The organism is candidate division Zixibacteria bacterium HGW-Zixibacteria-1 (genome assembly GCA_002838945.1).
Taxonomy (GTDB): Bacteria; Zixibacteria; MSB-5A5; order GN15; family PGXB01; genus PGXB01.
This window is the reverse complement of sequence record PGXB01000048.1, coordinates 20291-28281: the sequence shown is the minus strand read 5'-3', so window position 1 is coordinate 28281 and position 7991 is coordinate 20291. Positions and strand designations below refer to the sequence as shown.

At 48.4% G+C, this 7991-nt stretch carries 6 protein-coding genes; 1 reads left to right on the top strand and 5 read right to left on the bottom strand.

From position 1 onward, the window contains the following. Nucleotides 1-62: 62 nt before the first annotated feature. Complete coding sequence (locus CVT49_14440) at nucleotides 63-449, bottom strand: hypothetical protein (protein PKK82320.1); 387 nt, start codon at nucleotides 447-449, stop codon at nucleotides 63-65. Nucleotides 450-612: 163 nt separating this feature from the next. Beyond that, on the bottom strand, nucleotides 613-2442 hold the full coding sequence (gene glmS, locus CVT49_14435; GenBank protein PKK82319.1) for a glutamine--fructose-6-phosphate transaminase (isomerizing): 1830 nt from the start codon (nucleotides 2440-2442) through the stop codon (nucleotides 613-615). Nucleotides 2443-2792: 350 nt separating this feature from the next. Between glmS and CVT49_14430 the strand changes: the two genes are divergently transcribed. Then, nucleotides 2793-3596, top strand: coding sequence for a hypothetical protein (locus CVT49_14430; GenBank protein ID PKK82318.1), 804 nt, complete (start codon nucleotides 2793-2795; stop codon nucleotides 3594-3596). A gap of 8 nt (nucleotides 3597-3604) precedes the next feature. Here CVT49_14430 and CVT49_14425 read toward each other — a convergent pair whose 3' ends face one another. Genes CVT49_14425 through CVT49_14415 form a run of 3 tightly spaced genes read right to left on the bottom strand, consistent with a single transcriptional unit; the run spans nucleotide 3605 to nucleotide 7954 of the window. Then, a complete protein-coding gene (locus CVT49_14425) occupies nucleotides 3605-4393 on the bottom strand; it encodes an inositol monophosphatase (protein ID PKK82317.1) in 789 nt (262 codons plus the stop codon). 2 nt (nucleotides 4394-4395) lie between these two features. After that, a complete protein-coding gene (locus CVT49_14420) occupies nucleotides 4396-6192 on the bottom strand; it encodes an antibiotic ABC transporter ATP-binding protein (GenBank protein ID PKK82316.1) in 1797 nt (598 codons plus the stop codon). A gap of 1 nt (nucleotide 6193) precedes the next feature. After that, nucleotides 6194-7954 (bottom strand): ABC transporter ATP-binding protein, encoded by a 1761-nt coding sequence (locus CVT49_14415; protein ID PKK82315.1) that lies wholly within the window; start codon nucleotides 7952-7954, stop codon nucleotides 6194-6196. Nucleotides 7955-7991: the final 37 nt, after the last annotated feature.

The window sequence follows — 7991 nt, the reverse complement described above, 5'->3', positions numbered from 1 at the left end:
CCATGACGCCTTGGGCGGTCTCCCTCCGACGGTCTTCCGTGAACAACAAACTGTCAAAAACTCTACTTATGAAGTGTCCACTTGACAGGGAAGCTTACGCCCCCCCAAAGATCAAATAAAATATATAAAAGGTAGACGCCAGTATATATTTGTAAATTATCAGTAAATGATATAAGGAAACCAAAAAAGATGGCCAATAAGAAAATAACAAGATAGGTTTTAGCCTTAATCCGCGGCGCTGTAGATTCATTGAGGTATTGTGCCAGCATTGTTAGTTCGTGATGGCTTGCAATCGCATATCGCAGAAAAAGCAAAAAAGTAATTAAACCTAGAGTCGCCGATTCAATAAACAAAACTAAATCTGAGGTAAATAGCCTGGCATATTTGTCCCAAGATGGGATTAATGCAGCTAAGAAGAATGTAATGGCCATCCCAGCGGCCCAAAGCATGTTCAGTGTCTGATAGGATTTGCTATCTAGCCTACTCACTCAAAATTCTTCCTAATAGGAATGACCGACAGGTTTATCCAGATGAATTCCTTACACCTTATAAATATTAGGAAAAATGCAAGCGTTGTCAACTATTTTCTTGGCAGCCCTAATAATAGAATAACTATTCGACCGTTACGCTTTTGGCCAGATTGCGCGGCTGATCGATATCGCACCCCCTCAAAACGGCTATATGATAGGCCAATAATTGTAGTGGAATACTGGCCAGAATCGGCGTGAATAACGGATATGTTTTTGGTATATGAATGACATGGCCGACTTTTTCTTCGATCTCGGAGTCACCCTGGCTGGCGATGGCAATGACCTTGCCGTGCCTCGCCCGCACTTCCTCGATATTCGAAAGCACCTTATCATAGACGGCATCTTTAAGCGCAACCACCACCACCGGCATATTTTCGTCAATCAGCGCGATCGGACCATGCTTCATTTCCGCCGCCGGATAGCCCTCGGCATGGATATATGATATTTCCTTCAGCTTGAGGGCGCCTTCAAGCGCGGTCGGGAAATTGACCCCGCGCCCCAGATAAAGGAAATTATTGCTTCGGTAATATTGTTCGGCGATTTTCTTTATCTGGCTTTCGGTCTCAAGAATCTGCTCCACCTGACCCGGAATATTGTTAAGGAACCGAATCAGTTCCTTTCCCTTCTGGGCGGAAATATTCCGCATGCGGCCCAAAAGGAGGGCAATCTCAAAGAGAACCATCACCTGTGATGTAAAGGCCTTGGTCGAGGCCACCCCGATTTCCGGTCCGGCATGAATATACACGCCGCCATCGGTCTCACGGGCAATCGAAGAACCGACCACATTGCAGATACCCAGGACGGTGGCGCCCATCTTTCTGGCTTCACGAAGAGCGGCCAGAGTATCGGCCGTCTCACCGGACTGGCTGATGACAAAAACCAGCGTTCCCGGCTTGATGATAGGCAAACGATAGCGAAATTCGGAGGCATACTCGACTTCGACCGGTATACGCGCCATCTCCTCGATGACGTATTCACCGATCAGGGCGGAATGCCAGGATGTGCCGCAGGCAGTTATAATAATGCGGTCGATATTCTGCAATTCGTCATATTGGAGGTTCAGACCGCTGAGCCTGGGTATGCCCTCATCATAATTAAGCCGCCCGCGAATTGCGTTGGCCAGTGTTATCGGCTGTTCATGAATCTCCTTCTGCATGAAATGCTCATAGCCGCTTTTTTCGATCTGGTCAAGTGTCCAGGAAATTTCTTCGATCTGAGGCATACGCAGAAGATTTTTATCCACGGCGGTGACTTCATATTTATCGGCGGTCACGGTGACGATGTCGCCCTCTTCGAGATAAACCGCCCGGTTGGTGTAGGCAAGAATAGCGCTCATATCCGAAGCCACGAAATTTTCATTAACGCCGCACCCGACCACCAGCGGGGAGCCCTGCCGGGCGGCCACGATTTTACCCGGTTCATGCGAGGCGATTACGACAATGCCGTAGGTCCCCTCTACCTGAGTCAGCGCTATTCGCGTCGCTTCGGTAAGGTCGCCTTCATAGTACTCTTCGATCAACTGGACCAGTATTTCGGTATCGGTCTGGGTTTTGAACTTGTGGCCCCGCTCTTCGAGAAAGGCTTTTAAGGCCCGATAGTTTTCGATAATTCCGTTATGCACCAGAGCGATTTGGTCCTTGCTATCCAGATGCGGGTGGGCATTGATAATGGTCGGTTCGCCATGAGTCGCCCAGCGGGTGTGCGCGATGCCGGAAGTAGCATTGTATTCTTTTCCCTTAAGCTGTTCTTCCAGACAGACTATTTTCCCCACACATTTTTCGACCGTCAGAGCGCCGTTTTCGGCAAGCACAATACCGGCCGAATCATAGCCGCGATACTCAAGCCTTTTCAGTCCCTGAATCAGGACCGGCAGCGCCTGGCGAAAGCCGACATATCCAACAATACCGCACATAATTTTTATTCCTGCTTATTAGAATTTTTCAATAAACCGTGTTGTCTCATCCCATTCCCGCTTACCACGCATCCCCTTGGTACAATACTTATATAATTAATTATCGGCAAGGTTCCGGGCAAATCCAACAGTGATTTTACCGCCTTTTAATGGTATCAAAACAGGCTCGAACACGGAAGTCCCGGCTTGGTTCCTCTCAAGTATTAAAACGTAAAAAAAACTACTATTTTAAGATAATAATACGAAAATGACAAAAAAACAATTGTATCAATCGACATTGCCAATAATCGATTGACAATGACAAAAGTGGACCTATTATTAGGGATAATAATATATTTCCCGGGAAGATTATGCCGTTATTGAAGTTTGGTGAACTGGAACTGAATTATCAGACTTGTGGCGACGGGCCGACGGCCCTGCTTTTTATCCATGGTTTGGGGGGCAATGGAAATAGCTGGAAATACCAGATTGACCACTTCCGCAAAGATTATGAAGTCGTGACGATCGACCTGTTCGGTCACGGGCAAAGTTTCAAAGATGTCGACCCGGTCATGGCCCCAAGGTTCGATGCCGAAGCAGCGGTCAACTTGATGCAGAATGTTGTCAAAAAACCTTATTTCGTAATAGGTCATAGTTTCGCCACCAATATTATCCCGGAAATTATTAAGCTGGACATATCTAAATTAAAAGGGGTTGTTTTCGTCGATTGCGTCTTTCAGGGTTTTGATGAAGTAATAGAATCTCGCAAGACTTTTGCCGCAAAGATGCTGGCCCTGTCGGGCGATGCGCTGATAGTCGAGACTGCATTATGGTATGATAGCATTATCGGGACAAAAGTATCATCCGAAGATCGTGACTTCATTCACTCGTCCCTGAAACAATGCAATATCAGATGGCTCTTCGAGTCGGTGGCCGGATGCCGGGATTACTGTTCGAAATATCCCCCCAAAGAAACCCCGATAAGAGATACTTTGCCTGTTTTTGTCATGGAAGCCGATAATGGCGTCGGCACCGATCTTCGCAAATCATGGGTGAATCATTTCATGAGTGCCCGTTACTTTTTATTTGAAGACGCCGGGCACTTTTTCTTTGTTACCGAGAGAGACAAATTCAACAAATTACTATCCGGTTTTCTTAAGGATAATTCTGAATAGGCAAGAAATTATTCGGCCAGGATCTTTTTCATTCGGGTGTGAATTTTTCGATTCCCGGCCAGAATATATTTGTCGTAAATAGAATACTTTCCACCCTGGAAATCGGTGACAATTCCACCGGCTTCCTCGACAATAATTTTGGCCGCGGCGGTATCCCAGGGATGCAGTTTCAGCTCCCAGAATCCGTCAAACCTCCCGCAGGCAAGATAGCAGAGATCGAGCGCCGCCGAGCCGGCTCGCCGGACACCCCGGGCGGTTTTGGCAAAGCGCCGGAAGTAGTTCAAATTATCCTCACGTGAATTTCCGATGTCGTAAGGAAACCCGGTGGCCAGCAGGGCGTTTTCGAGTTTCGATTGATTCGAAACCCGGATTTTTTTCCGATTCAAAAAGGCCCCGCCGCCACGGCAGGCATGGAACATCTCATCCCGCTCCGGGTCAAACACCACTCCGGCCACGATGCTGCCTTTATATTCCAATCCGATTGAGACACAGTAAAAGGGAAAATCATGAGCAAAATTAGTCGTCCCATCCAATGGGTCGATGATCCATCGGTAATCGGAGTGATTGTCGCGGGCGGCTTCTTCCTCGGCAAGAATGGAATGACTTGGAAATTTTTTGGAAACGGCGCCGACAATGTACTTCTCCGAGGCCAGGTCGGCATCGGTGACAAGATCGACTCTTCCCTTGAGCATTATCCGGTGTCTTTGGCGGCTTTTCTTGAGCAAAATTCCGCCTGCTTCCCGGGCCATCTTCCGGGCAAAAGCGGTCAGTTGTTTGAGTTCGCTGTTTGAAATCATGATTACCTCGCCGCCTTTATCTCATCCCGTTTGAACTGCATCTGATACAACCTGTAATATATGCCCTTCTTTTCCAGCAGTTCGTGATGTTTGCCCATTTCACGAAGACGTCCATGATGCAATACAATTATTTTATCGGCTTTTTCGATCGTCGAAAGCCGGTGGGCGATAATGATGGCCGTCCGATTTTCCAGCAGTTTATCCAGAGCTTTTTGTATCATCCTTTCGGTCGCGGTATCGACCGAACTGGTGGCCTCATCCAGCACCAGAATATTGGGATTGAAGGCCAGCGCTCGCGCGAAAGAAAGAAGTTGCTTCTGCCCGGTGGACAATGTCGCTCCGCGCTCCTTGACTTCGGCGCCGAGGCCGCCCTCCTGTTTGACTATGAAATTATACAGGTTTACTTTTTTTAAAGCATCAATCAATTGATCGTCGGTGATATCATCACTGCCGAGCCGAATATTACCGGCATAATCTCCCGAAAAAATAAAGACATCCTGGAGGACCAATCCCAATTGCGAGCGTATGGTGGAGCTCGACATGTCCTTCAGCTCGACACCATCAAGTTTTATGGATCCTTTCTGATAATCATAGAATCTGAATAAAAGTGATACCAGCGATGTCTTGCCGGCGCCGGTGGCACCGACTATGGCCACTTTCTCGCCGGGTTCGACGGTGAAACTGACATCCCTGAGAACGTCCTCGCCCGAATTATAAGCAAACGTAACATTCTCGAATTCGATTTTTCCCTTGAATTCCTTCGGCCTGGTGCCGTTCCCCTCCTCGGCAAACTCCGGTTTGGTGTCAAGCAGCTTGAATATCCGCTCCGAGGAGGCCATCGATGACTGCAGGATATTGTACTTTTCTGCCAGGTCGCGAATGGGATTGTAGAATCTCTGGACCAGTTGAATAAAGGCGACCAACTCGCCAAAAGTGAGCATTTCGGAATTTATCTGGATGCCGCCATAATAGATTAATATGGCCATCGAAAGGGCGCTGATAATTTCAACGACCGGAAAGAAGACCGCATAATAATAAATTGATTTCAAATGGGCGCTTCGCAGATCGGAATTGATGGAAGAGAATTTCTCAAAAGTTGCGTTCTCCCGGGTGAAAAGCTGTATGACGGTCATGCCGGTGACATGCTCCTGCACGAAAGAATTCAGCCGGGCCAGTTTAAGTCGAATCTGCCGGTATATATCACGAACTTTTTTCCTGAATACCGCCGTAGCCAGCACCAGCAGCGGCAAAACTATCAATGTCAGAAGAGCCAGTTTCCAGTTGTAGTAAAGAAGCGCCGCGACGATCCCCGCAAGTGTTATGATATCACCGAATACCGAAACCAGGCCCGATGAAAACATTTCATCGAGCACATTAACATCGTTGGTCACTCTGGTCACCAGACGGCCGACCGGGTTTTTATCGAAAAATCCCAGGTGCAATTTTTGCAGATGCTTGAAGATCTGCATTCTGATGTCGTATTGCACTTTCTGGCCGATGAACATGGTAATGTACATCTGGACATACTGAAGCAGGAACACCGCTACCAGAATTCCGGCATAGGCCAGGGCAACCCGGGGAAGGCCGGAGAGATCTTTGGTCACCAGGTACTTGTCGATCCCGATCTGAATCATGACCGGAAGAAGCAACTGCAGGAGAGATCCTGACACCAGTAGAAATACGGCCAGACCGAGCTGCCACCGGTAGGGGCGAACATAGCTCAACAACCGCCGCATCAGGCGGGAGTCATAGGCTTTACCGAGTACTTCCTCTTCATGATAATTGTTATAATCGGCCATGCTACATCTTCTTCAATTCTTCCTCGATTAACTGCGCCTGATACAAAGTGGCGTACTTCCCTTTCCGGCTCATTAATTCGCCGTGATTGCCCGATTCGATTATTCGGCCATCCTCCAGATAAAGAATCATATCGGCATCCTTAACGGCCGAGGCCCGGTGCGATATGATAATCGACGTTCTCTTACTGAGTTCGGACCGCATCCTGAGATTGATAAGATGTTCGGTCTCGGTATCGACGGCGCTGGTGGCATCATCCAGAATCAGAATTTTCGGCGCGGTGGCAATAGCACGGGCAATAGCCACTCTTTGCTTCTGCCCGCCGGACAAGGTGATACCCCGTTCGCCCAGAACCGTGTCATAACCATGGGGGAATTCTCGAATTTCTTCATCGATCACAGCCGCTTCCGCCGCGGTCGTGGCCAGTTCGTGATTCCTGTCATCAACGCCAAAAAGTATGTTATTGCGCAGGGTGTCGGAAAAGAGGAACGGTTCCTGCGGAACAAAACCGATCTGCCGCCGCAGGGCATTGAGATCCCAGTCATTTATATCGGTATCATCGATAAAGAGCATGCCGCGTTTAATCGGGAAGATCCGCGCGATCGTCGAGACCAGTGTGGATTTCCCCGATGCGGTCGGCCCGACAATGCCAACCATCATTCCCGGCTCGATGACAATATCTATACCATGCAAAATCTCGTTACCGTTGTAGCCGAAATCGAGTTTTCGAAATTCGATTTTACCCTTCAAATCACGTCGTACATCCGAGCCGGCTTTCGACTGAACATCCGGTGTCGTGTCAAGAATCCTGTTAATGCGGTCGAGCGAGGCTTTTCCCCGCTGGTACAAAGAAACCACCCAGCCCATGGCAATCATCGGCCATATGAGCATCGACAAATACGCAAAGAAAGCGACCAGGGTGCCAAGGCTGATGGTCCCGGCAACGACCGCTTTACCTCCGAAATAAAGCACGAACAGATTGACCGTACCTGCAATGGCAAACAGTACCGGCATCGACAGCGCCAGGATTTTAATCATGTTCATATTGAGGGCAATGTAGTGTTGGCTGTGCCCTGAGAAATTATCAATTTCCGGCTGCTGCTGGTTATAGGCGCGTATCACCCTGACACCGGCCAGGTTTTCCTGGACCCGTGAAGTCAGGACCGCGAAATAATTCTGAATTTTTGCGTAGCGTTTATGAATCGCATGTCCGACGCGATTGACCACGACCGAAAGAAGCGGCAATGGAATCAGCGAATATAAAGCCAGTTCCGGTGACAGGTAAAACATCAGCGATATGGCGATCGCTGCCGAGACAAAACCGTTCGCGATGTGCATCAATCCGGGCCCGACCATCATTCTTACCGCTTCGATATCATTGGTGGCCCGGGCCATGATGTCGCCGGTGCGGTTATTATAATAGAAAGTCGGATTGAGTTTTAAAAGATGCGCAAAAAGATCGGCGCGAAGATTATACTCGAATTTTCGGGACATCCATATAATGGTCCGGCGCATCAGAAAACGAAAAACGCCCGAACCGAGCGAAAACAGTACAATCAAAAGGGCTATTTTCAGCAGGTCGCCGGAAGGGGCCTTTTTTTCGAGCTTATCAAAGGCGGTCTTCATCAAATACGGGTTTACCATCATCAAGCCGTTGGAGGCAACTACGGCCAGTCCGCCGACAATGATATACCACCGATATTGTTTCAGGTTTTTCGTGATAACCCTGAAGCGCCCTTTGATTTTATTTTCATTCTTCGGCATAATATTACTAAAACGCCTTATTGGCAGGCCGGTTCCA